This is a genomic window from Mycobacterium terramassiliense (assembly GCF_900157385.1).
Taxonomy (GTDB): domain Bacteria; phylum Actinomycetota; class Actinomycetes; order Mycobacteriales; family Mycobacteriaceae; genus Mycobacterium; species Mycobacterium terramassiliense.
This window is the reverse complement of the sequence record NZ_LT717699.1, coordinates 369,238-389,477: the sequence shown is the minus strand read 5'-3', so window position 1 is coordinate 389,477 and position 20,240 is coordinate 369,238. Positions and strand designations below refer to the sequence as shown.

At 70.1% G+C, this 20,240-nt stretch carries 23 protein-coding genes; 12 read left to right on the top strand and 11 right to left on the bottom strand.

Going from position 1 to position 20,240, the window contains the following annotated elements; genetic code table 11:
- Nucleotides 1–127 precede the first annotated feature (127 nt).
- Nucleotides 128–613: a hemerythrin domain-containing protein gene (locus MTAB308_RS06115; protein WP_077098610.1), complete on the bottom strand. Its 486-nt coding sequence runs from the start codon at nucleotides 611–613 to the stop codon at nucleotides 128–130.
- Nucleotides 610–1,548 carry a Rieske (2Fe-2S) protein gene (locus MTAB308_RS06110; RefSeq protein WP_077098609.1) on the bottom strand — a complete coding sequence of 313 codons (939 nt, stop codon included), beginning with the start codon at nucleotides 1,546–1,548 and terminating at the stop codon, nucleotides 610–612. Before MTAB308_RS06110 ends, MTAB308_RS06115 begins: the two co-directional genes overlap by 4 nt.
- Before the next feature lie 245 nt (nucleotides 1,549–1,793).
- On the opposite strand from MTAB308_RS06110, the gene MTAB308_RS06105 reads away from it, so the two are divergent.
- Genes MTAB308_RS06105 through phtC form a run of 5 tightly spaced genes read left to right on the top strand, consistent with a single transcriptional unit; the run spans nucleotide 1,794 to nucleotide 5,388 of the window.
- A complete protein-coding gene (locus MTAB308_RS06105; protein WP_425436197.1) occupies nucleotides 1,794–3,131 on the top strand; it encodes an aromatic ring-hydroxylating dioxygenase subunit alpha in 1,338 nt (445 codons plus the stop codon).
- Complete coding sequence (locus MTAB308_RS06100; protein WP_077098607.1) at nucleotides 3,128–3,646, top strand: 3-phenylpropionate/cinnamic acid dioxygenase subunit beta; 519 nt, start codon at nucleotides 3,128–3,130, stop codon at nucleotides 3,644–3,646. Before MTAB308_RS06105 ends, MTAB308_RS06100 begins: the two co-directional genes overlap by 4 nt.
- Complete coding sequence (locus MTAB308_RS06095; RefSeq protein ID WP_077098606.1) at nucleotides 3,643–3,885, top strand: dihydrodiol dehydrogenase; 243 nt, start codon at nucleotides 3,643–3,645, stop codon at nucleotides 3,883–3,885. Before MTAB308_RS06100 ends, MTAB308_RS06095 begins: the two co-directional genes overlap by 4 nt.
- A complete protein-coding gene (hcaB, locus tag MTAB308_RS06090; RefSeq protein WP_077098605.1) occupies nucleotides 3,869–4,663 on the top strand; it encodes a 3-(cis-5,6-dihydroxycyclohexa-1,3-dien-1-yl)propanoate dehydrogenase in 795 nt (264 codons plus the stop codon). Before MTAB308_RS06095 ends, hcaB begins: the two co-directional genes overlap by 17 nt.
- Nucleotides 4,660–5,388, top strand: coding sequence for a 3,4-dihydroxyphthalate decarboxylase (gene phtC / locus MTAB308_RS06085; protein WP_077098604.1), 729 nt, complete (start codon nucleotides 4,660–4,662; stop codon nucleotides 5,386–5,388). The genes hcaB and phtC overlap by 4 nt, the downstream gene beginning before the upstream one ends.
- On the opposite strand, the gene MTAB308_RS06080 is transcribed toward phtC, so the two are convergent.
- Complete coding sequence (locus MTAB308_RS06080; RefSeq protein WP_077098603.1) at nucleotides 5,376–5,951, bottom strand: hypothetical protein; 576 nt, start codon at nucleotides 5,949–5,951, stop codon at nucleotides 5,376–5,378. The genes phtC and MTAB308_RS06080 overlap by 13 nt on opposite strands.
- A 117-nt stretch (nucleotides 5,952–6,068) precedes the next feature.
- Here MTAB308_RS06080 and MTAB308_RS06075 point away from each other — a divergent pair, with 117 nt between their 5' ends.
- Nucleotides 6,069–6,905: a polysaccharide deacetylase family protein gene (locus MTAB308_RS06075; protein ID WP_077098944.1), complete on the top strand. Its 837-nt coding sequence runs from the start codon at nucleotides 6,069–6,071 to the stop codon at nucleotides 6,903–6,905.
- Here MTAB308_RS06075 and MTAB308_RS06070 read toward each other — a convergent pair.
- The 3 genes from MTAB308_RS06070 to MTAB308_RS06060 form a co-directional block, all read right to left on the bottom strand.
- Complete coding sequence (locus tag MTAB308_RS06070) at nucleotides 6,893–7,684, bottom strand: IclR family transcriptional regulator (protein ID WP_077098602.1); 792 nt, start codon at nucleotides 7,682–7,684, stop codon at nucleotides 6,893–6,895. The two genes, MTAB308_RS06075 and MTAB308_RS06070, sit on opposite strands and share 13 nt — an antisense overlap.
- A 19-nt stretch (nucleotides 7,685–7,703) precedes the next feature.
- The gene (locus MTAB308_RS06065) at nucleotides 7,704–8,777 is read right to left on the bottom strand and encodes a permease (RefSeq protein WP_077098943.1); all 1,074 of its coding nucleotides are present in this window, start codon (nucleotides 8,775–8,777) and stop codon (nucleotides 7,704–7,706) included.
- A gap of 102 nt (nucleotides 8,778–8,879) precedes the next feature.
- Nucleotides 8,880–10,517, bottom strand: a complete 1,638-nt coding sequence (locus MTAB308_RS06060; protein ID WP_077098601.1) for an acyl-CoA synthetase — start codon at nucleotides 10,515–10,517, stop codon at nucleotides 8,880–8,882.
- Between the two features lie 71 nt (nucleotides 10,518–10,588).
- Here MTAB308_RS06060 and MTAB308_RS06055 point away from each other — a divergent pair, with 71 nt between their 5' ends.
- Complete coding sequence (locus MTAB308_RS06055) at nucleotides 10,589–11,428, top strand: SGNH/GDSL hydrolase family protein (protein ID WP_077098600.1); 840 nt, start codon at nucleotides 10,589–10,591, stop codon at nucleotides 11,426–11,428.
- Nucleotides 11,425–12,090, top strand: a complete 666-nt coding sequence (locus MTAB308_RS06050; protein WP_077098599.1) for a DedA family protein — start codon at nucleotides 11,425–11,427, stop codon at nucleotides 12,088–12,090. The genes MTAB308_RS06055 and MTAB308_RS06050 overlap by 4 nt, the downstream gene beginning before the upstream one ends.
- Nucleotides 12,091–12,101: 11 nt before the next feature.
- Here MTAB308_RS06050 and MTAB308_RS06045 read toward each other — a convergent pair whose 3' ends face one another.
- Nucleotides 12,102–12,713, bottom strand: coding sequence for a TetR/AcrR family transcriptional regulator (locus MTAB308_RS06045; RefSeq protein ID WP_077098598.1), 612 nt, complete (start codon nucleotides 12,711–12,713; stop codon nucleotides 12,102–12,104).
- 152 nt (nucleotides 12,714–12,865) lie between these two features.
- On the opposite strand from MTAB308_RS06045, the gene MTAB308_RS06040 reads away from it, so the two are divergent.
- Nucleotides 12,866–13,309 (top strand): anti-sigma factor antagonist, encoded by a 444-nt coding sequence (locus MTAB308_RS06040; protein ID WP_077098597.1) that lies wholly within the window; start codon nucleotides 12,866–12,868, stop codon nucleotides 13,307–13,309.
- A 1-nt stretch (nucleotide 13,310) separates the two neighbouring features.
- Entirely contained in the window at nucleotides 13,311–14,426 is a 1,116-nt protein-coding gene (locus MTAB308_RS06035) for a glutamate--cysteine ligase 2 (protein ID WP_077098596.1), read from the top strand.
- On the opposite strand, the gene MTAB308_RS06030 is transcribed toward MTAB308_RS06035, so the two are convergent.
- Genes MTAB308_RS06030 through MTAB308_RS06020 form a run of 3 tightly spaced genes read right to left on the bottom strand, consistent with a single transcriptional unit; the run spans nucleotide 14,413 to nucleotide 16,961 of the window.
- Nucleotides 14,413–15,183 carry a sulfite exporter TauE/SafE family protein gene (locus tag MTAB308_RS06030; RefSeq protein ID WP_077098942.1) on the bottom strand — a complete coding sequence of 257 codons (771 nt, stop codon included), beginning with the start codon at nucleotides 15,181–15,183 and terminating at the stop codon, nucleotides 14,413–14,415. The two genes, MTAB308_RS06035 and MTAB308_RS06030, sit on opposite strands and share 14 nt — an antisense overlap.
- A gap of 36 nt (nucleotides 15,184–15,219) precedes the next feature.
- Nucleotides 15,220–16,146 (bottom strand): catalase family peroxidase, encoded by a 927-nt coding sequence (locus MTAB308_RS06025; protein WP_077098595.1) that lies wholly within the window; start codon nucleotides 16,144–16,146, stop codon nucleotides 15,220–15,222.
- 17 nt (nucleotides 16,147–16,163) lie between these two features.
- Nucleotides 16,164–16,961, bottom strand: coding sequence for an SDR family NAD(P)-dependent oxidoreductase (locus tag MTAB308_RS06020; RefSeq protein ID WP_173842126.1), 798 nt, complete (start codon nucleotides 16,959–16,961; stop codon nucleotides 16,164–16,166).
- Between the two features lie 115 nt (nucleotides 16,962–17,076).
- Between MTAB308_RS06020 and MTAB308_RS06015 the strand changes: the two genes are divergently transcribed.
- Complete coding sequence (locus tag MTAB308_RS06015) at nucleotides 17,077–18,618, top strand: long-chain-fatty-acid--CoA ligase (RefSeq protein WP_077098593.1); 1,542 nt, start codon at nucleotides 17,077–17,079, stop codon at nucleotides 18,616–18,618.
- A complete protein-coding gene (locus tag MTAB308_RS06010) occupies nucleotides 18,611–19,399 on the top strand; it encodes an MBL fold metallo-hydrolase (RefSeq protein ID WP_077098592.1) in 789 nt (262 codons plus the stop codon). The genes MTAB308_RS06015 and MTAB308_RS06010 overlap by 8 nt, the downstream gene beginning before the upstream one ends.
- Here MTAB308_RS06010 and MTAB308_RS06005 read toward each other — a convergent pair.
- The gene (locus MTAB308_RS06005) at nucleotides 19,394–20,221 is read right to left on the bottom strand and encodes an enoyl-CoA hydratase/isomerase family protein (RefSeq protein WP_425436194.1); all 828 of its coding nucleotides are present in this window, start codon (nucleotides 20,219–20,221) and stop codon (nucleotides 19,394–19,396) included. The two genes, MTAB308_RS06010 and MTAB308_RS06005, sit on opposite strands and share 6 nt — an antisense overlap.
- Nucleotides 20,222–20,240 lie beyond the last annotated feature (19 nt).

Sequence of the window (20,240 nt, the reverse complement as noted above, 5' to 3'; positions counted from 1 at the left end):
CGTTAGCCGCGTGATGTCGTCCGCCAGGGCCGACGGTGGCGACCCGTCCCTCAGCTCCGCGGGCGTACCCCACGCGCCCGGTCCCCCGCAAGCGGGAGGTGCCCCAGCGCCGCGCTTGCGATCGCCGCTAAAGCCCGCGTACCAGCGCCGCCCGGCCCTTGGTGCGCATCCGATGCAGCGCGGAACCGCGGTATTGCTCCATCTTCGCGGCCATCTTGTTGCCCAGTTCCTCGAGCTCGGCTTCGGTGATCTTCACCTCGGGCGGCGCGGGAATCAGGTCGCGCTCCTCCTCGTCGGCGTGGGCCTCGAGCACCGTCTTGAAGGAGTTCCATTCGTCTTCGTAGCCCGGCGCGCTCTGCGGCGTCTTGAGTAGCACGGAAAGCTGGTCGACCACCTGGCGGTGCTCGGCGTGGGCGACCGCGATCAGCTTGGTGGCATCCTTGAGCGCCGGGTAGTACAGGTCGTCCTCGATGCGGAAGTGGATGTCGAGCTCGACCAGAAAGTCGTCGAAAAGGGCATGCCGCTCTTCGCTGTTCACCGGCGCCTCGCTGATCTTGCGGCCCAGCCCCTTGATCACGATGTGGTGCTCTTTCAACACGTCATAGGCGTTCACTTCGCTACCTCCTCGGCACGCACCTCAACCATTCCGTCGACCAATCTGGCCTCATAGCGCGGCAACGGGGCCGCCGCGGGCCCGCGCAAGACCTCCCCCGATTCGGCCGCGAACCACGATCCATGCCAGGGGCACACCACGCGGCCGCGATCCACCCAGCCGTCGGACATCGGGGCCGCCAAGTGCGGGCAGAACTCACCGAATGCCGACACCTGTCCCGGGTTCGTCTGGCACACAACCAATCCCACGCCGTCGACCTCGACGCGCACCGGCTTGCCGTTCAGCGAGGCCGCGGGCAGCACCGGGGTCCACTCGGTGGTGCGCAGCCGCTCGCCCGACTGGTCGATGCCGACGCCGGACTCGAACACCAGGGCCCCGCCGAGGTAGCTGCCGCCCAGGGTGATGGCGTAGCCGAGCGCCGTCAGGCCAATGCCGCGGCCGTGCCGGCCGTGGCGGCGGTCCCGCCAGGACTGCGCGTAGAGCGCCGTGGCGGCCAGGTTCACCAGCCCGTGCACCAGCCCCACCCGGCGGTCCTCGGAGTGGGTGTGCTGCCAGTCGGTGGTGCCGGTGATCGCCGAACCGATGCTGGCCAGGATCCCCACCCCCAGCGCGCGGGTGGCGAACCGCGAAGCATCGCGGACCTCGCTGGGCCGCTGGCCGGGCAGCAGGCTGAGCGCGTCCAGCGCCACCGTCGTGCCCAGCGCCCCACTCGTCAGCGATGCCAACGGCGGATGGACCGGATGCCCGAGCCAGACGCCGTGCAGCGCGTTCATGACGGTGTTGCGCGCACCGCCCAGCCCGTTGTAGCCGAAGCTGAGCAGGTGCTCGAATCGATAGCTGGGCCGATCCAGCCACTCCTGCCGCCCGATTGCTGACAGCACGCGCGGTCCGAGTTCCCGCAACCGAACGCCGGCCCCCCGGGTCCGATCCACCATGACACCGTCCTTCCTCAGCTGCAGAGCCAAATGACAGCAATGCACGCAAACTCGGCGCCAATCCCCGTGTTACCTCGCGCTCACATGCGCACGGGATCCGACGTGACCACCGTAGCCGCGCGCCGTGAATACGCGGTTGTCAGCCACCTGTGAATTAGCCAAAAGGATGCTCCGAGGTCGCTGATCGTCGGCATTGACCAGGCGGGCCGGGTGCGGGATTCTTCTTAACGGAATATAGTTCTGTAGTGCAGAGGACGCCCGTGACGGATCTTCGTAACGTTCTTGACCACGTTCGTCAGGGGCTCATCCCCGCCCACATCTACAACGACCCGGAATTGTTCGGGCTCGAGCGTGAGCGACTGTTCGGCCGGGCGTGGACGTTCGTGGGCCACGAATCGGAGATCCCGCACGACGGTGACTATGTGGTGCGGCGGGTTCTCGACGACTCCTTCATCATCACCAATTCGAATGGCCACCTCCGCGCATTGTTCAATATGTGCCTGCACCGCGGCATGCAGCTGTGCCGGGCGGAGCTGGGCAACGCCTCCAATTTCCGCTGCCCGTACCACGGTTGGTCCTACCGCAACGACGGCCGGCTCGCCGGGCTGCCTTTCCACCGCGAGGCCTACGGCGGCGACGAGGGGCTACCCCGAAGCGGTCAAAGCCTGCTTCCGGCACCGAATTTCGCGAGTTACAACGGGCTGATGTTCCTCAGCATGGACCCGGCCGCCGAGCCGCTGGAGGACTTCCTCGGCGACTTCCGGTTCTACCTGGATTTCTACACCAAGCAGAGCGCCGGCGGGCTGGAGGTGCGGGGCCCGCAGCGCTGGCGGATCAAGGCGAACTGGAAGATCGGCGCCGAGAACTTCGCCGGCGACATGTACCACACCCCGCACACGCACGCGTCGATCGTCGACATCGGCCTGTTCCGCGAGCCAAAAGCCCAGAAGCGCAAGGACGGAGCGACCTATTGGGCGGACCGCGGCGGGGGGACCACCTACAAACTTCCGCCCGGCGACTTCGACGAGCGGATGCGCTACGTCGGCTATCCCGACGAGATGATCGGCCGGATCAAGGAGGCCTGGACGCCCCAGCAGCAGCGGGTGGTCGGCGAGGACGGGTTCATGATCTCGGCGGCCACCTGTTTTCCGAACCTGAGCTTCGTGCACAACTGGCCCAAGGTCCACGACCGCGATGATGAGGTGCTGCCGTTCATCTCGATCCGGCTGTGGCAGCCCATCAGCGAGAACGAAACCGAGGTGTGCTCGTGGTTTGCGGTCGACTCCGCCGCTCCCCCGCAATACAAACGTGATTCCTACAAGGCATATTTGATGTGCTTCGGTTCCACCGGGATGTTCGAACAAGACGACGTGGAGAACTGGGTGTCGCTGACCACCACCGCGGGCGGTTCGATGGCGCGCCGCCTGCTGCTCAACAGCCGGATGGGGTTGCTTGCCGACGATCGCCCCGTCGTCGAGGCGCTGCCCGCCGAGACGTTTCACGGGCCCGGTCGCGCGCAGGTCGGTTACAACGAGCACAACCAGCGCGCGCTGCTCGGACTGTGGGCGGACTATCTCTCATGAGAAAAGCCTTGCCATTCGGCGATATTCGCCACCTGGAGGCGCACCAGTTCCTGGTCGACGAGGCCTACCTGCTGGACGCCCAGCAATACCAGGAGTGGCTGGATACGCTCACCGATGACATCCGCTACGTGATGCCGGTCCGGGTCACGACGGCACGCGGCGCGGGATTCGACACCTCGCCGGGAATGGCGCACTTCGACGAGGACAAGTACTCGTTGACCCAGCGGGTCGCGCGCTTCGCCACCGAGCACGCCTGGACCGAGGACCCGCCGTCGCGGCTGCGGCACTTCATCACGAACGTGCGGACTTTCGCTTGCGATGACGAAGCACACCTGGTGGTCGAATCGGCCGAGCTGCTGTTTCGCAGCCGCGGCGACGTCAACGAGAGCGCACTGGTGTCCTGCGGCCGCGAGGACCTGCTGCGGCGGTGTGGGGATCGCTGGAAGCTGGCCCGCCGCACCATCTTCGTCGACGAATCCGTCTTGCGGATGCAGAATTTGGCGGTGTTCCTGTGAGCGAATCCATCACGGTGGCAAACGAATTCGCCGAGGTCGAGGTGCGGCGGGTGGACACCCGCAACGGGTCGCGGCTGCTGATCAGCGCCCCCAAAACCGGGCGGTCTATCAGCCTGGACGCGCTCGAACTGGAGGCCCTGACCTGGCAGAACGCCCGCACGCTGGCGACCATGGTCGGCAGGTGCGGCGCGCCGCTGCTGCCCGACGAGGCGGAGGACGGCGATGACCGGATGGCTTGAGGGCAAGCGCGCCCTGATCGTCGGCGCCGGTTCGGGGATCGGCCGCGCCGTGCTGGACGCGTTTCGCGCCGAGGGCGCCAAAGTCGCCGCCCTGGAACGGGATCGCGGCAAGTGCGAACGGCTGCGCGGCGAGTTGCCGGGTGTCCCCGTGATCGACGGCGACGCCATCACCCGCGAGACCAACGAGCGCGCCGTCGCCGCCGCGGTGGAGGCCTTCGGCGGGCTGGACACGCTGGTCAACTGCGTCGGAGTCTTCGATTTCTACCGGGGCATCGGCGATATCGACGCCGGGGCGCTCTCGCCCGCGTTCGACGAGATGTTTCGCACCAACGTGCTGAGCCACCTGCAGTCGGTCAAGGCGGCCCTCCCCGCGCTGCGGGCAGCGAGCGGGTCGTCGATCGTCTTGTGCGAGTCCACGTCGTCGTACCAGCCCGGGCGCGGCGGCGCGCTCTACGTGTCGTCGAAGTTCGCCGTCCGCGGGCTGGTGGCGACGCTGGCTCACGAACTCGCGCCGCAGATCCGGGTCAACGGCGTGGCACCGGGCGGCACGCTCAACACCGACCTGCGCGGACTCGCCAGCCTGGGCCTCGACGGCGTCCGCCTCGACGACACCCCCGACCGGGAGCGCGACATGGCGGCGCGCACCCCGCTGGGCGTCGCGCTCACCGCCGCGGACCACGCCTTCAGTTTCGTCTTCCTGGCCTCCGACCGGTCCCGCGGCATCACCGGCGAAACCGTCCACGCCGACGGCGGATTCGGGCTGGGCGCACCGCGATGACGCGCCTCGACGAGCAACGCGCCCTGGTGGCGCTGGGCTGCCGGGTCGCCGCGGCGCGCGGCCTGGTCGACGGCGTGCTCGGTCACCTGAGCCTGCGCGTCGACCACGAGCGCCTGCTGGTGCGGTGCCGAAGCGACACCGACTCCGGGGTGGCGTTTACCCGGCCCACCGACGTCCGGCTCGTCAGGTTCGACGGAACGGCCGGCGCCCCAGGCGAACTCGACGGCTACCGGGTGCCCAACGAGCTGCCCATCCACGTCGAAACCCTGCTGTCCAACCCGGCCCACCGGGCGGTCGCGCACCTGCACCCGCCCGCCGTCGTCGCCGCCGATCTTGCCGGCATCGCGATCCGGCCGATCTACGGGGCCTACGACATTCCCGGCGCGTGGCTCGCGCGCGGCGGCGTGCCGGTCTACGAACGCGCGGTGCTGATCCGCAACGCACGGCTCGGCAAGGACATGGTGGCGGCGATGTCCGGCCGGCCGGTGGTGGTCCTGCGCGGGCACGGGATCACCAGCGCGGCAGGCACTATCGAGCAGGCCGTGTTGCAGGCGATCAGTGTCGACGCGCTGGCGCGCATGTCGCTGCGGGTTCGCGCGGCCGGCGGCACGCTGCGCGACATCGACGAACGGGATTGGGATGACCTGCCGGACTTGGGATCCGGCCTCAATTCCGAGGCCGCCTGGCGGCACGAGGTCGCCCGCTTGGGCGATCAGCCGGATTGACCCTGCGAACCGTCGGCGCCGTGGCCGCCGGCCGTGCCGGTGTTTCCGCTGCTTGTTAGCCCCGTGCCGGGCGTGCCGGCGCCGCCGCCGTTGACCCCGCTGCCGCCGGCACGCCCGTTGCCGCCGGCCCCACCGGCGCCGCCACCGCCGGCGACCCCGCTGCCGCCTCCGGTGGCGGCGGAGCCGCCATCGACGCCGTCGCCGCCGTTGAAGCCGAAGGAATCGCCCGCGGTGCTGTTGAAGGTGCTGGAGCCGGGAGTGCCGTTGGCCGCCTGCCCGCTGACGACGGGGTTGACGCCGTTTGCCCCGGCCAGGCCGGTACCGCCCTGGCCCCCGACACCGCCGGCGCCGAGCAGCGTCGCGCTGCCGCCGTCGCCCCCGCGCCCGGGAAGGCCGCCGTTGATGAACAGGCCCGCGCTGCTGCCGCCGCCGCCCGCCTGGCCGGCGCCGCCCGAGCCACCGTTGCCGCCGATGCCGATCACGATGGCATTGCCGCCGGTGCCGCCGTTCGCGCCGCTGCCCGCGGCCACGTTGGCGCCGTCGCCGATCAACGGGCGCCCCACCAGGGCCTCGCGCCGCCCGTCATATCGGCGAATGCCGTTAAGTCACAGGTTCATCTCCGGCGCGCGCCACGCCACCGGGCCGGCGGGTGCCGGGATTAACCTGCCCGGGTGAGCGAACTGGACCGGCGGCGCTTCCTGGTCGCCGTGGCCGCGACCGTGGCGGTCACGGGCGTCTCGTGGTGCTCGGCGGGCGGACCCAAGGAGACGGTGGCCCGCGCCGAGGTTCCCGGCTCCGCGCCGAGCCCGGCCGCTCCTCTGCTGCCGCCGTTGCTGTCGCCCCCCGACCGGGCATCGCGAGTCCTGCTGCCCGGGGGCACGGTGCTGACCAAGCTACCGGGCAACGGTGATCTGTTGGCGTGGACGGTCGATGACGGCGCGGACGCCGAGGTGGTGCGGCTCTACACGCAATTCGCCAAGGACACCGGCGTGCGGCTCACCTATTTCGTCACCGGCTCCTATCGCTCGTGGACCGAGCATGCCGCCTTGCTGCGGCCGCTGGTCGAATCGGGACAGATTCAGCTCGCCAACCACACGTGGACGCATCCTGACCTGACGAAACTGTCGGCGAGCCAGGTCGCCGACGAGCTCAGCCGCACCGCCGCGTTCCTGCGGAACACCTATGGTGTGGACGCCGCCCCTTACTTCCGGCCGCCGTATGGCCATCACAACGCCGAGGTGGACCGGGTGGCCGCCGAATTGGGCTACCAGGTTCCGACCCTGTGGAGCGGTGACCTACGGGATTCCGCGGCGCTCTCCGAAGACCAGATCGTCAGGATGGCGCTGCAGGCCTTCACGCCGCAGAACATCGTGATCGGCCACCTCAACCACCCGGCGGTCACCCGCGTTTACGGGCAGCTGGTCGACGTCATCCGGGCGCGCAAGTTGCGCACCGTCACCCTCAACGACGTCTTCCTGCGGCCGGAGATCCCGTACCGGACGTCTCAGCCGAGCTGATCGCCAATCTCCTTGGCCGCCTTGATAAGTGTGGCCGCCACGGCGGGGTGTTGGGTGCTGTCCAACCGGTTCTGCGGTGCCGCCGCGTTGAGCGCCAGCCGCAGGCCCGGGGCGCGGGTGGGGATGGGCACCGCGACCGAGGCGACGCCCTCCTCGCTCTCCTCGCGATTGACGGCGTAGCCCCGCTCGCGGACGCGGGACAGCTCGGCCTCCAATTCGGTGCGGCTGCCGATCGAGTGGGGGGTGACCCGCTCCAACTCCTCGACCGGAAACAACTGGCACAGTTCGGCTTCCGCGAGCTGTGCCAACATCACCTTGCCCGTCGAGGTGCAATGCGCCGGCATGGTGCGTCCCAGCCGGGAGGCCACCCGGACCGCGGCCGGGCCCTCGACCGCGGCCACGAAATGGACGTTGGCGCCGTCGAGCATCCCGACGTGAATCGTCTCCCGCAGTTGTTGGCTGAGGCCGCGCATGATCGGCGCGGCGGTTCGCTGAATGTCGAGGCGCCCGAGGATCGCAAACGCCACGCCGGTCAGCGAGGGACCGGGCAGGTACGCCTTGGACATCGGGTCTTGCCGGACGAACCCGCGGTAGTTCAGCATCGCCAACAGCCGATGCGCGGTCGACGGCGCGACACCCAGGTATCGGGTGGCCTCGGTCAACCGGATCTCGGGCCGCTCCCCCAGCAGCAGCAGGAGCTTCAGCGCGTTGTCGACCGACTCGATCGGATACTGGGGCGCAAGCGAATCGGCGGCGTCCTGCTGCCTCTTGTTCGCCATGACAGTGACGGTACCGCCATTAGAGCGCGCTCAGGACCGTCGCGCCGACTAGGCCCGACACCATCACCGCGAAAGTTGTGGCCGCGGTGGCCTTCCATCCGAGGCTGCGTGCGACCATCGCCGCACCCGGGGCGCTGACCGCAGGGAGGGTGATCAGCAGCGCACCAAGCGTTCCCGTCGAGGCCCCGAGCAACGCCAGCCCCTGCAGGATCGGGATCTCCGCCGCTGTCGGGATGACGATCAGCGTGCCGACCGCCGCCGCGAGGACGACGATCAGCAGGCCGTGGTGCGGGAATCCGGTCAGGGTCAGCAGCCAGCCGCGAAACGCCCCGACCAGGAGCACCATGACCGCGTACTCGGGCAACAGAAATAGGCACAACCGCAGCAGCGCCCGCATGAAGACGCCGGGCCTCGCCGCCGGCTCGCCGTTGCCGGAAGGGGCGACTTCCTCGGCGGGCGGTCGCCCGCCGCCCCCGGTGACCAGCCCGACCGTCGCCGCCACACCAACCACGGCGGCGACGCCGACCACCAACCTGGTCACCGCCCACTGCCACGGGGCCACAAACGCCAAGAACACCAGCACCGCGGGATTCAGCAATGGATTCCCGAGCCAGTAGGCGACGGCGGCGACGCGCCCGACCCCGTTGCGCCGCAACGTGACCGCCACCGGGGCGGCGCAACACGTGCACATCATCGACGGCATGCCCACGACCCCGCCGGCCAGCGCGCTCGAGATCACGCGGCGCCGGTTCAACGCACGTGGCAACCACGATCGCGGCAGCAACGCCTGTACCGACGCGCTGATCAGCAGCGCCACCAGCAGCGCCTGCCAAATCGACAAGAAGTAGGCGTGAAAGAACGTCGTCGCGGCGTGCCAGGTGGGACCGTCCCCGCTGCGCACCCCGCCGATGGTGAGGATGTTCGACGCCGACCAGCGATGCGTCCGCCGGGCGCGCAGGGCTTTGGCCGCGTAGGGCATCCACTTGGCCCACATCAGCCCCGCCACGAACACGGCCAGCGTCACGGCGGCACCGAGTGCGACGGCCGCGCGGCCCGGTGTGCGAATCGCGTTGACATTCAATTGCGCGGCCACGGCCACCGAGGCTAACGCAATTGCCACACAGTCACGGCGGGGACAGGGCACACGCCATATCCTCCCCCGGGAGGCCATCGTGTCGGGTGAGGCGCCGCGGGCTCAACCGCCCTGTGCCGCTTGCGTTTTCGCCCAGCGGTAGTCGGCCTTGCCGGACGGCGAGCGCTGCAGCCGGTCGCAGAAGACGATCGCCTTCGGCAGTTTGTACCGCGCGATATGGCGGGCGGCCTCGGCGATGATGCTGTCGGCATCGACGGACACCCCGTCGGAAAGCTGGACGAGCGCGACGACTTCGTTGCCCCACCGGGTGCTGGGCCGGCTCGTCACCACGACGTCGTACACGTCGGGGTGCTCGGCGATCGCGGCCTCGACCTCCTCGGCGAAGATCTTCTCCCCGCCGGAGTTGATGGTGACCGAATCGCGGCCGAGCAGCTCGATCTGGCCGTCGGCGTGCCAGCGGGCCCGGTCCCCGGGCACCGAGTGGCGGATGCCCTCGATCACCGGGAACGTGCGCGCCGTCTTGTCCGGGTCGCCCAGATAGCCCAGCGGTATCGGCCCCTGCTGGGCCAGCCAGCCAATCTCCTCGTCGCCCGGCGACAGGATCCGGGTCAGGTCCTCGCTGACCACCACCGCCCCGGGGTTCGGGGCGAAGCGGCCGGTCGCGCTCTGCAGCCGGCTGGAGGCCTGCATCATCTGCGCGCCGGATTCCGACGCCCCGCCCGCGTCCAGAACAGTCACCTGCGGCAGCAGCTCGACGAACCGCTGCTTGAGCGGGGCGCTGAGCGCGGCCCCACCGGTGACCAGCGCCAGCAGCCCGGACAGGTCGTAGTCGCCGGCCTCGAGTTCGTCGGCCAACGGCCGGCCGAACGCGTCGCCGACCATCGACAGCGACATCACCCGTTCGCGGCTGGCCAGGGCCAGCGCCTCGGCCGGATCGAAGTAGGTGGTCGTCGGCGCCATCACGAACGGCCGGCCGCCGCACAGGCTGATGAAGGCCGCCCACTGGGCGGCGCCGTGCATGAGCGGCGCCAGGGTCATCGAGCCCGGTCCCTCCAGCCGCGACCGCTCGACGATCTCCTCCAGGCTGCCCACCACCTCACCGGTGCCCAGCGCGCGCCCGCCCATGGCGTTGACATAGATGTCGTGCTGCCGCCACAACACCCCCTTGGGCATGCCGGTGGTGCCGCCGGTGTAGAGCACGTACAGGTCGTCCGGCGACGGCACCACGTCGAGCGGCTCGTCGGACACCGAGCCGAGCAGGTCCTCGTAGCGCACCGCCCCCGGCAGCGGGTCGTTGCCCGACCCGTCGTCGACGTGGATCAGCCGCACCGGGCCGGCCATCCTGACCAGCGCCTCGGCCAGCGTCGGCGCGAACCGCGCGTGATACATGACCACGTCGGCGCCCGCGTTGCCGAGCAGGTACACCAGCTCGTCGGCGACGTAGCGGTAGTTGACGTTGAACGGGGCCACCCGTGCCCCGTAGGCGCCGAGCATCGCCTCGAGGAATTCGTTGCAGTTCGCCATGTACAGCCCGAGGTGGCTCTGGCCCGACTCGTACGGCGCCAGCTCCGCGCGTTCGCGACGCGCACCCAGCCCCCACCCGTGCAGCGCGCGGGCGAACCGGCGGGCACGTTCGGCGGTTTGCGCGAACGTGAGGCGCCGCTCGCCGAACACGATGCAGTCCCGGTCGGGGTTGGCCGCGGCGACCGCGCCGAACACCTGGGCAAGGTTGAATTCCACAGACTCTCCTCACGGCGAACCAGCGTCACGCTACAACGACGGAAGCCCGATCACCGGTTAGTCTCGGCATCGTGTGCGGGGCTACCCAGACCGGATACTGCCGATACGTCGCCATCGGGGACAGCCAGACCGAGGGGTTGTGGGACGGTAACGACGCGATCGGCTGCCTCGGGTTTGCCGACCGGCTCGCGGCCATGATCGACGCCCGCTACCCCGGTTTGCAGTACGCCAACCTGGCGATCCGCGGCAAGCTGGTGGCCGACGTGCTGCGCGAACAGGTTCCGCCGGCGCTGGAGATGCGACCGGATTTGATCACCGTGTGCGTCGGCATGAACGACGTCATCCAGCCGGGAAACTCGTTCGGTCGCGCCCTGGACAAGCTCGAGCAGGTGTACGCCGCGCTCGCCGGATCGGGCGCGACGGTGGTGACCACCACCTTCCCCAACGTCGCGCAATTCCTCCCGCTCGGCCGGCTGGTGTCCGGGCGGCTCACCCGCATCAACGAGGCGATCCGGGCGGCCGCCGACCGATACGACTTCAGGCTCGTCGACCTCTACCACGCGGCCTCGATGCGGGACCTGGACACGTGGGACGTCGACCGCGTGCACGCGTCCACCAAGGGGCACATCCTGTTCGCCGCGGCGGCCGCCGAAGCGCTCAATTTGCCCGGCAGCAACCATGATTGGGCCGAGGCGAGCGGCAGCCCGACGCGCCTGTCGTTTCAATCGCGCACGTACGGCCAGCTGCGCTGGACGCAGCAGAAGTTCATGCCGTGGGTCTGGCGGCGGCTGCGCGGCATGTCGTCGGCCGACGGGCGGGTGCCCAAGCGCCCGCGACTGGAACCCGTCAGCACGCCGAGCGCGGAGATTACGGCGCGGTTCGTGCGGCGGTCGGGCATCCTTGACCCATGAACGTGGAGGCTTTGCTGCAGTCCATCCCACCCTTGCTGGTGTACCTGGTGGTCGGCGGCGTGGTGGGGATGGAAAGCCTCGGCATTCCCCTTCCCGGCGAGATCGTGCTGGTCAGCGCGGCGCTGATGTCGTCGCATCACGACCTGGCCGTCAATCCGATCGGGGTCGGCGTCGCCGCGGTGCTCGGCGCCGTGATCGGCGACTCGATCGGCTACGCGATCGGGCGGCGGTTCGGCATGCCGCTCTTCGACCGGCTGGGCCGGCGCTTCCCCAAGCACTTCGGGCCCGGGCACGTCGCGCTCGCCGAAAAACTGTTCAACCGCTGGGGAGTTCGGGCGGTGTTCTTCGGCCGGTTCATCGCCCTGCTGCGGATTTTCGCCGGTCCGCTGGCCGGCGCGCTCAAGATGCACTACCCGCGGTTCCTGGCGGCCAACGTCTCCGGAGCCATCTGCTGGGCGGGCGGCACCACCGCACTGGTGTATTTCGCCGGCATGGCCGCCGAACGCTGGATGGAGCGGTTCTCCTGGGTGGCGCTGGTCATCGCGATCGTGTGCGGCCTGATCGCCGCGTTCGCGTTGCGCGAGCGCACGTCGCGGGCCATCGCCGAACTCGAGGAAGAGCACTACCGCAAAACGGGCACCACGGCCGCCGACGCCGCCTGAGGTCTTGACGGTTAACCCACCGCCTCACCGATGTCCTCCGGCCGGTGCTCCTCGATGAGCGCGCAGGCCATCTTGCGGGCGCGCAGCGCGGCGTCGACGTCGCCCACGGCCGCGAGCACGATCGCGCCCTTCATCAGGATGTGCCACGACGAGGCGAAGTCCTCGACGTCGATGAGCCCCGCCGCGACGGCGCGCTCCCGCACGATGTCGCGGACGTGGTCGATGTGGACGATGCAGGCCTGTCCGGCCGGGTGACCGGGCCCCAACTCCAGCAAGACGTTGATGAACGAGCAGCCCTCGTAGCCGTCGCGGAGCTGAAACCAATCGTGCATGACGTCGAAGATGGCCAGCAACTGTTCCTCGGGTGTGGCGCCGCGGAGCCGTGACTGCTCCTCGATCAGGCCGTGCGTCCACACCTGTTCGCGCCGCTGCAGCACGGCCAGGACGAGATCGTCCTTGGTCGCGAAATGCCGGTAGAGGGTGGCCCTGGCCACGCCGGCCCGCTCGATCACCTCGTCGGTGCCGACCGCGCGGATCCCGCGCCGGCTGAAGAGCTCATAAGCCGCGGCCAGGATCCGCTCTCGGGCCGAGCCGGCCGGCGGCGAGACATCGTGGCTGGTCATACGGGCCTTACCATACTCTTAACCGGCGGCAGGTAGACAGACCGCCCTGTCTCGTTATACAAAAGAGATTCGCACGTCGCGAAGAATTCGTCTTAAGTCAGCAGGACGGGCACCATCCCGACGCCAAGCGTCGGTCGATTAGGGGGTCCATCATGAGTCCGGTTATCGCTGCGGAAACGATGTCCAGCCCACCACCTCTCACACTCAGCACGCGGCTGGTCTACCAGCTGGGCGATCCACACAGCACGCTGCGGGCGACCACCGACCGCAATGGCGCGGCGGTGCTCATCAACGCCGGCGGCGAGGTCGACGCCTGCAACGAGCACACCTGGCGCCAGCTGGTCAGCGAGGCCGCCAGCGTGGTCATTGCGCCCGGGCCCTTCGTGGTCGACGTCACCGGGCTGGATTTCATGGCCTGCTGCGCCTTCGCGGTCCTGGCCGAGGAGGCGCACCGGTGTCGAGACCGCGGCATCGACCTGCGCCTGGTGAGCCACGAGCCGATCGTCGCGCGAATCGTCGACGCCTGCGGGCTCAACCGCGTCCTGCCTATCTACCCAACCGCGGACGCCGCGCTCGCGTCGGCCGCGCGCTGGTGAGCTGACCGACTCCCCACGCTCCGGCCCAACTTTCGCGCCCACCGTCGGTGTGGAGGAGGAGTTCCTCCTCGTTGACCCCCGGACGGGCGAACCGGCCCCCCGCAACGCCGACGTGGCCGAGGAGGCGAAGCGCCGGGGCGTCGAGCTGCAGCTGGAACTGAGCAGCTGCCAAGTGGAGACGACCTCCAGCGTGGCAGCGACCAGCGCGGAACTCGCCGAGGAACTCACCCGGCTGCGGGGTGCCGCGGCGGGGGCCGCCGAGGCCGCCGGTGTCCGGCTGCTCGCCTCGGGGCTCCCACCCGCCACGCCGCACGAGTTTCCCGTCACCGACACCCCGCGCTACCGGCGGATCGGCGCCGAATTCGGGATGATCGCCCACGAGCAGGGCATCTGCGGATGCCACGTCCACGTGCAGGTGCCCGACCGCCCGGCCGCCATCCACGTCAGCAACTGGCTGCGGCCGTGGCTGCCGTCTTTGCTTGCGCTGTCGGCCAATTCGCCGGTGTACCGCAACGCCGACAGCGGCCACGCCAGCTGGCGCAGTATCCTGTGGCGGCGCTGGCCGGCCGCCGGGCCGCCGCCGTACTTTCCCTCGCCCGACGACTACGACCGCGCGGTGCGCATGCTGGTCGACACCGGGGTGATCCTGGACGGGGACATGATCTATTGGGACGTGCGCCCGTCGGCGGAGTTCCCGACGGTCGAGGTCCGGGTCGCCGACGTGCCGGCCACGGTCGACGAGACCGTGCTGCTGGCCACGCTGATCAGGGCCGCGGTGATGACGGCGCTCGACGCCCGCGACGACGGTGACGTGCTGGGGCGCCTGCCGCCCGGCGCGCTGCGGGCGGCGTACTGGAAGGCCGCCCACGACGGGCTCGCGGGGCACGCGCTCGATTTGATCCACGGCCGCGGGGCGGTGCCGGCTCGCGAGCAGCTGGGCGCGCTGGTGCAACGGGTGCGCCCGGCGCTGGAAGCGCTCGGCGAATACGACCGCGCGGCAACGGAACTCGATCGCGTCGTCGCGCGCGGCAACGGGGCGATGCGGCAGCGGCGGGCGTGGCAACAACGCCACGATGTGCTGGACGTCGTCGCCGAGGTCACCGTCAGGCCACACTGAGCAGGCGGTAGAGCCCGATCAGCCCGACCACCACGATGGTGGAGCGCAACGCGGTCGGCGAGAGCCGGCGGCCATAGCGCGCCCCGACCAGCCCACCGATCAGCGAGCCGACCGCGATGAGCCCGGCCACCGGCCAGCTGATCCGGTGAAACGCCACCAGCGAATAGCTCACCGCCGCAACGACGTTCACCAACAGCGTGAGCAGGTTCTTGGCCGCGTTCATGCGCTGCACCGACTCGGGCAGCAACGCCCCCATCATGCCGACCATCAGGATCCCCTGCGCGGCGGTGAAGTAGCCGCCGTACACGCCGACCGCGAACGTCCCGACCACCAGCACGGCCATCCGACCTAAAGTGATGTGCTCGCGGGAACGTCCCGCTTCTTCGGCGCGCCGGGCGGCCCACGACTGCAGCTTCGGCCCGACCACCACCAGCACCAGCGCGAGTACCAGCAGCCCCGGCACGATCGCGGCGAACACCGTCGCGGGCAGATGCAGCAGCAGGAAGGCCCCGAGCACCGCGCCGGCCAGCGACGCGGGGATCTGCCACCGCAGCCGGTTCCATTGCCCGGCCAGCTCGGCGCGGTACCCCCAGGTGCCCGAGACGCTGCCCGCCACCAGGCCGACCGCGTTCGACATGGTGGCGGTGACCGGTGGATAGCCCAGGGCGACGAGCGTCGGGAACGTGATGAGGGTGCCCGATCCGACGAGGGCGTTGATGGCGCCGGCGCCGAACCCGGCCAGGGCGATCAAAACCATATGGGAGAGCAGCACTTCCGCAGAGCTTAGCCCCCGTCAGATGTGAGGCGCCTCGGGCCCGCGGTCCACGCCCGTGCGCAGCTTGACCGACGCCGAATACGCAAGGCTGCGGAAGCGCAGCACCGGATCGTCGGAGGGCTCGATGCCGTCGGTCACGCGCATCGGGTCGAACACGACGATGTCGCCGCCGTGCTCGCGCTCGGCGTCCAGCCCGGTGATCTCCAGGGTGCCGGCGGTGACGAGCTGTGAGCTGCGCCACGGCGCGGACGGGTCGACCGTCGAGTCGTCGGGCCCGGCGATCTGCGCGCGCAAGTCGAACCGCACCGGGCCGCCGGCGAGGCGCGCGTTGAGCTCGTCGGTGAGGAAGTCCGGGCCGTCGAACCCTTGACCCTGGACGGCCTTGCCGGCCGCCTCGGGAACCCAGTGGTAGCGAACGAATCTGGCGCTCCCGTCGGCGGCGATCCAGCGGAAGGCGTGCAGGCCGTGGTACTCGATGGTGGCGTAGCTGGCCGGGACCTTGTTGGCCTCGCGCAGGATCGGCAACGCGCCGAGCAGCCGCGGGTGGGTCAGGAAGTACTTGGCCATGCGCAGCGGTGCCGTCGGGCCGGGCCGCATCGCCTTGAGCAGGTCGACGAACCCGTCGGGCGTGCTGGAGACGAACAGCCGGGCGGTCTGCGCCGACACGTCGGTGGTGGACCCGTCGGGCAGCGACAGCTTCACCGCCATCCCCCGCACCCCGGGCAGGCCGTCACGCTGCTTCGGGTTGCCCGAACCGTTGGAGAAGCGGATCAGCGCCGGGACGGTCGAGCCGTCGAGGTGCTTGGCGCGCGACAGCCCGGACGCCTCCGGGGTCGCGGTGAACGTCCCGCGGTACAGCGTGCCTTTGGCGTGCAGCGCGCGACTGCCCGGTTGCGCGCCGCCGGTGCCGCGGATCGCGTCGATCGCCTCGTCGGGAGTGACCATGCGCGGATCTTACGGCGCTACTGCGGGAAGCCGAAGAGTTTGACGACACCGTGATCGCGACCGGCGGTGTAGCCGCCGTCGACGGCGATGGCCTGGCCGCTGACGAACGACGCGTCGGGAGACAGCAAAACCGCCGCCATCGCCGCCCCCTCCTCGGGCCTGCCGAGCCGCTGCAACGCGTGCTCTTCGGTGATGGAGGCCAGCGGTCCCTCCATCCCGGGCAGCCCGAAAACGTTGTGGGCCATCGGGGTTTCGATGAAACCGGGGCAGATGGAGTTGGCGCGGATGCCGCTCGGCCCGTAGTCGAGCGCGATGTTCTTGGTGAGCAGAACGACACCGCCCTTGGCCGCATTGTAGGAACTGCCGCCCGCCGTGCCCTCCAGGCCTTCGATGCTGGCGACGGTGACGATCGAACCGCGTTCGCCATCAACGCGGGGTTGCTCGATCATCCTGGCCAGGGCCGCCTTGACCACCAGGAAGGTGCCGGTGAGGTTGATGCCGATCACCCGGTCCCATTCTTTGCGGTCGAGCAGGTGCACGGGGCCGCCCCCGGCCACACCCGCCGCGTGGAAGAGCCCGTCGAGGCGGTCGGGCACCGCGGCCAGCACCGCGGCGATGGCGGACTCGTCGGTGACGTCTGCGGTCACGAAGTGGAAGTCGGCACCGAGATCGGGCGGCGCCGCCACGTCGGCGCCGATGACGGTGCCGCCCTCGGCCAGCAGCCGCCGCGCGGTGGCCAGGCCTATGCCCGACGCCGCGCCCGTCACAACGAAGGTCCGAGAACGGGCGCGATCGGCGTTGACCATGGCAGTCATGGTGGCACACCGACTCTCGTGTGCGCCCACGGCGTTGATAGTGCGCGTGTGGCGGAAAAGCGGCCCAACCTCCTCCCCTGCCGCACTCGCAAAGCCCTCAGGGCACACTCGGTGTGTGGAACAGACTGACACCGATGCCTCGACCGACACGCTCGCCGGGTTCGTCGAGCGGCACGCTCGGCGGCGGCCCGACGACGTCGCGATGCGCTTCGGCGATCGGCAGTGGTCGTGGGCCCAGTGGGCGGCGCGGATTCGGCGCGCGGCCGGGGCGCTGCGCGACGCCGGCGTGCGGCGGGGCCAGTGCGTGGCGTTCCTGGACAAGAATCACCCGGCCTGCCTGGAAATTCTCTTCGCCGCCGCGTCCATCGGCGCGGTGACCACCGTCGTCAACTGGCGCCTGTCCGGCGACGAGCTCGCCCACGTGCTCGACGACAGCCGCCCGCGGTTGCTGTTCGTCGGCGCCGAACTGCGCACGGCGGTCGACGGGCTCCCCGGCATCGAACGGGTGGTCGTTGTCGACGACGAGTACGAATCCCTGCTCGCCGCCGCCTCCCCCGTGCCGGCCGAGGACGTCGACGAGAGTGAGACCGCGCTGGTGATCTACAGCTCCGGCACCACGGGGCGCCCGAAGGGTGTGCTGCTGAGCCAGCGGGCGCTGGCCAACCACGCGGCCAACCTCGCGCCGGCGTTCCCGTTCGGCGACGGCGACGCAAACCTGGTGTGCATGCCCCTTTTTCACGTCGGCGGAATCGGCTATGCGCTGTTCGGCATTCGGGCGGGTGCGCCGACGATCATGACCCGCGAGCCCGACGCAGCCGCTTTGATCGGGGCGGTGCGGGATGGCGCGACGCACGCGTTCTTCGTGCCGCCCGTGATCGCGCGGTTCCTGGATGCCGGCGAGGCGGCGAGCGCGGCGCTCGCGGGCCTGCGCTACATCGTGTACGGCGCCGCCCCCATGCCGTTGCCCCTGCTGCACCGCGCGCTTTCGACGTGGCCCGAAACCAACTTCGTCCAGGTGTACGGGCAGACCGAGCTGTGCGGGGCGGTCACCGCGCTGAGCGACGATGACCACCGCGACCCCGAGCGGCCGCGCTTGCAGCTGTCGGCCGGAAAAGCCGTGCTGGGCTGCGAGATTCGAGTCGTGCATCCGGAGACGGGTGAGGTACTGCCCGTCGGGGAGCCGGGCGAGATCTGGGTGCGCAGCAACCAGAACATGACCGGCTACCTGAATCGGCCCGAGGCGACCGCCGAGACGATCACCGCCGACGACTGGGTGCGCACCGGCGACATCGGGCGCCTGGACGCCGACGGCTACGTCTACGTCGAGGACCGGCTCAAGGACATGATCATCACCGGCGGTGAGAACGTCTATGGGCCGGAGGTCGAGAGCGTGATGATCGAGCACCCCGCCGTCGCCGACGCCGCGATCATCGGCGTTCCCGACGACTACTGGGGCGAGTCGGTCAAGGCGATCGTCGTGGCTGCCGACGAGGTCGACGCGAACGACATCATCGCGTTCTGCCGCCGGCACCTGGCCGGCTACAAATGCCCGCGGACGGTCGATTTCGTGCCGTCGCTCCCCCGTAACCCGAGCGGCAAGATCCTCAAAAACGCGCTCCGCGAACCGTTTTGGCAAGGCCGGGGGCGCAATGTTTGACGCACGACGACGCGAATTCGCGATCACCGTGCTGGGTGGCCCGACGACCGTCGTCGATATCGCGGGCCGCCGCCTGGTGATGGACCCGACCTTCGATCCGCCCGGCGAGCACGCCTACCTGACCAAGCTCACCGGCCCCGCGGTGGGCGCCGACGAACTCGGCCCGGTGGACGCCGTGTTGATCAGCCACGACCAGCATCCCGACAACCTCGACGACGACGGCCGGCGGATGGCGCTGGCGGCCCCGCTGGTTCTCACCAACCCCGGCGCCGCCGCCCGGTTGGGCCCGCCGGCGGTCGGCGTGCCGGCCTGGCAGTCCTACGACCTGCCGGGCGGGTCGGGTCTCCTTGCGGCGCAGGCCGTTCCGGCCGTGCACGGCCCGGCCGACGGGCAGCGTGACGCCGGCGGCCACGTCAATTGCGAGGTGACGGGGTTCGTGCTGTCCGGGCCCGGCCTGCCGACGGTGTACCTCAGCGGTGACAACGCCTCGATGAGCGCGGTCAAGGACGTCGCCGACCGGGTCGGCGCGATCGACATCGCCGTGCTCTTCGCCGGGGCGGCCCGCGTGCCGGCCAAGGAGCGGGGGCGGCCGTTGACGCTGACGTCGGCGCGCGCGGCCGCGGCGGCCGAGGTGCTGGGCGCCAAGGTGGTGATCCCGGCCCACGTCGACGGCTGGGCCCATTTCAGCGAGGGCGCCGACGAATTCGCCGCGGCCTTCGATGCCGCCGGGATCGGCGACGTGCTGCGCGTCGCCCCCCACGGCGAGTGGATCGACCTATAGCCGTCCCTCGGCGCGCAGCTCCGGATGCACCCAGTCCGGCGAGCGCCGCTCCTTGAACGCGCGGAAGCCCTCCCGGGCCTCGGCGTCGGTGAGGCTGGCGGTCATGCCGATGCGGTCATACAGGCCGAGGTAGTTGTCGATGCTGGACTTGATCACGCCGCGGGCGCGCGGCGCGGTCCGGCAGGCCTGCGCAAGCAGGTCTTTGGCCGCGGCGAGCAGTTTCTCGTGGGCCACCACCCGGGTGACCAGGCCCCAGTCCAGGGCCTCGGCCGCGGTGAGCACCCGCCCGGTGAACATCAGGTCGCGGGTGCGGACCGGCCCGATGAGGCGGGCCAGCATCTGGCTGTAGTAGGTGTCGGCGTAGCCGCGGAACAGCTCGGGCACGCGGAACGTGGCCCGCTCGCTGACCACGGACAGGTCGCTGCACAGCGCGATCTGCATGCCGCCGCCCTGGCACAGCCCGTTGACCGCGGAGACGACGGGCTTGGCCGACGTCCGCACGGCGTCGAACGGCGTGACGTCCATGCCCAGCGCCGAGCCGAAGGTCATCCAGTCGTCGGTGCCTCCCCCGCCGCCCATGTCGCCGCCGGGCGCGAAGATGTCGCCGGTCCCGGTGATCAGCAGCCCGGCCAGGTCGGGATCCTCGTTGAGGCGCCCTACGGCGCAACGGATTCCGAAGTACATCGCCGGCGTGAACGCGTTCTTGGCTTCCGGGCGATCGATCGTGCACACCGCGATCGGCCCCTGGCGCTCGAACCTCAGGTACGGTGTGCCCAGCCAATCGCCTTCGGGAGGGCGGGGACCGCTGTCCGGTGTCGCCACGGGGCTCCTCTCGTCGCGC

Coding starts and splice junctions, on each gene's coding strand:
- MTAB308_RS06010 (WP_077098592.1), top strand. CDS start 18,611: ATGTTTGACGCACGACGACGCGAATTCGCGATCACCGTGCTGGGTGGC.
- MTAB308_RS06100 (WP_077098607.1), top strand. CDS start 3,128: ATGAGAAAAGCCTTGCCATTCGGCGATATTCGCCACCTGGAGGCGCAC.
- phtC (WP_077098604.1), top strand. CDS start 4,660: ATGACGCGCCTCGACGAGCAACGCGCCCTGGTGGCGCTGGGCTGCCGG.
- hcaB (WP_077098605.1), top strand. CDS start 3,869: ATGACCGGATGGCTTGAGGGCAAGCGCGCCCTGATCGTCGGCGCCGGT.
- MTAB308_RS06110 (WP_077098609.1), bottom strand. CDS start 1,548: ATGGTGGATCGGACCCGGGGGGCCGGCGTTCGGTTGCGGGAACTCGGA.
- MTAB308_RS06025 (WP_077098595.1), bottom strand. CDS start 16,146: ATGGTCACTCCCGACGAGGCGATCGACGCGATCCGCGGCACCGGCGGC.
- MTAB308_RS06040 (WP_077098597.1), top strand. CDS start 12,866: ATGAGTCCGGTTATCGCTGCGGAAACGATGTCCAGCCCACCACCTCTC.
- MTAB308_RS06045 (WP_077098598.1), bottom strand. CDS start 12,713: ATGACCAGCCACGATGTCTCGCCGCCGGCCGGCTCGGCCCGAGAGCGG.
- MTAB308_RS06050 (WP_077098599.1), top strand. CDS start 11,425: ATGAACGTGGAGGCTTTGCTGCAGTCCATCCCACCCTTGCTGGTGTAC.
- MTAB308_RS06020 (WP_173842126.1), bottom strand. CDS start 16,961: ATGACTGCCATGGTCAACGCCGATCGCGCCCGTTCTCGGACCTTCGTT.
- MTAB308_RS06070 (WP_077098602.1), bottom strand. CDS start 7,684: ATGGCGAACAAGAGGCAGCAGGACGCCGCCGATTCGCTTGCGCCCCAG.
- MTAB308_RS06030 (WP_077098942.1), bottom strand. CDS start 15,183: ATGGTTTTGATCGCCCTGGCCGGGTTCGGCGCCGGCGCCATCAACGCC.